This is a genomic window from Sabulicella flocculans, assembly GCF_045449635.1.
GTDB lineage: Bacteria > Pseudomonadota > Alphaproteobacteria > Acetobacterales > Acetobacteraceae > Roseococcus.
Genome location: NZ_JBJJBR010000051.1, coordinates 1 through 1,510, shown reverse-complemented (window position 1 = coordinate 1,510; position 1,510 = coordinate 1). Strand labels below are relative to the sequence as shown.

The 1,510-nt window shown below is 80.2% G+C and carries 3 protein-coding genes; all 3 read right to left on the bottom strand.

The genetic code is table 11. From position 1 onward, the window contains the following. Positions 1-529 (bottom strand): hypothetical protein (locus ACI6QG_RS19520; RefSeq protein WP_407026251.1); only part of this gene is annotated, 529 nt, incomplete at its 3' end. 47 nt (positions 530-576) lie between these two features. Continuing rightward, the gene (locus tag ACI6QG_RS19515; RefSeq protein WP_407026250.1) at positions 577-1,131 is read right to left on the bottom strand and encodes a cob(I)yrinic acid a,c-diamide adenosyltransferase; all 555 of its coding nucleotides are present in this window, start codon (positions 1,129-1,131) and stop codon (positions 577-579) included. Between the two features lie 11 nt (positions 1,132-1,142). After that, positions 1,143-1,510, bottom strand: a 368-nt coding sequence (locus ACI6QG_RS19510) for an energy transducer TonB (protein ID WP_407026249.1), incomplete at its 5' end; no start/stop codon positions are given.

Below are 1,510 nucleotides of genomic sequence, written 5' to 3'. Positions count from 1 at the left end.
AGCCGGCGGGCAGCGCGCCGATGGCGGCGGCCAGCACCACCGCGGCCAGCGCCGCCCAGGGCCCCGGCGGGCCGGCCAGCGCCAGCAGCGCGGCGCCCAGCAGCGCGGCGCCGGGGGCCAGGAAGCGCGGCGCGGTGTCCGTCAGCAGCAGGGCCACCAGCAGGGTGGTGGCGACCGCCAGCGGCAGGGCGCGCGGCGCCTCGTTCCAGGCCAGGGGCGCGCCGGCCAGCCACCAGCCGCCGGCCAGCGCCGCGACGCCACCCAGCAGCCCCGCCGCCCAGCGCCCGCGCAGCAGCGCCGCCGCCAGCCCCAGCAGGGCGCCGCCGGCCAGCAGCGGCAGCAGCCGCGCGGGCAGGCTGCGCGGCCATTCCCACGCCACCCCCAGCACCAGCGCCCAGCCGGCCAGCGCCCCCAGCGCGAAGCCCCATTCGGCCAGCGCGCCGCGGCGGCGCAGCAGGGCGCTCCAGCCCAGGGCGAGCAGCAGCGCCAGCAGGGCGGCGCGCCCGTCGGCAAGCGAATCCGGCAGCATGGCCGCAGCTTGCCCCGGATCGCCCCCGCCGGGCACCGGGGGGGGCCTCAGCGCGCGGCGCCGGGCACCCAGGCCACGTCACGGGCGCCGTCGTCGTTCAGGTGGCGGCCCAGCACGAACAGGTGGTCGCTGAGGCGGTTGAGGTAGCGCAGGGCGGCGGGGTTCACCGCCTCCTCCGCCGCCAGGGCCACCAACAGGCGCTCGGCGCGGCGGGCCACGGTGCGGGCCAGGTGGGCATGGGCGGCGCCGGGGCTGCCGCCGGGCAGCACGAAGGAGCGCAGCGGCGGGATGCGCGCGTTCATCGCCTCCAGCTCGCGCTCCAGCCGCAGGGATTGCGCGTCGCTCACCCGCAGCCGGTCCTCGCCGGTGCCGGGCACGCAGAGGTCGGCGCCGAGGTCGAACAGGTCGTTCTGCACCCGCGCGGCCATGGCGTCGGCCTCGCCCGACAGGTGCAGGCGCAGCAGGCCCAGGCAGGCGTTCAGCTCGTCCACCGTGCCGTAGGCCTCCACCCGCAGCGCGTCCTTGCGCACGCGCGCGCCGTCGCCCAGCGAGGTTTCCCCGGCGTCGCCGCCGCGCGTGGTGATGACGTCGAGGCGGACCATGGGCGTTCCCTTCAGCTCAGGCGGAAATGGACTGAGGTGCGGACGGTGCCCGGCACCGGCCGGCCGTCCAGCGTGGCCGGGCGGAAGCGCCAGGCCTGGGCGGCACGGCGCGCCGCCTCGTCCAGCGCGGGGGAGCCGGAGGAGCGGGCGATGGCCACGTTCAGCACGCGCCCATCCGCGCCGACCGCCAGCTCCAGCCCCACCGACCCGGTCTCGCCGCGCAGCCGCGCGCCTTCCGGGTAGGGCGGGCCGGCGTTGCGGAAGGCCGGGTCGGGGCCGGGCGGCACCACCTGCCCGGTGGCGCGGCCGATGCCGGCGGCGGCCGGCGGGGTGGGCTCGCTGGGCGGGGCCGGCGGGCCGGGCGGGGCCGGGCGGGCCG

Coding starts and splice junctions, on each gene's coding strand:
- ACI6QG_RS19515 (WP_407026250.1), bottom strand. CDS start 1,131: ATGGTCCGCCTCGACGTCATCACCACGCGCGGCGGCGACGCCGGGGAA.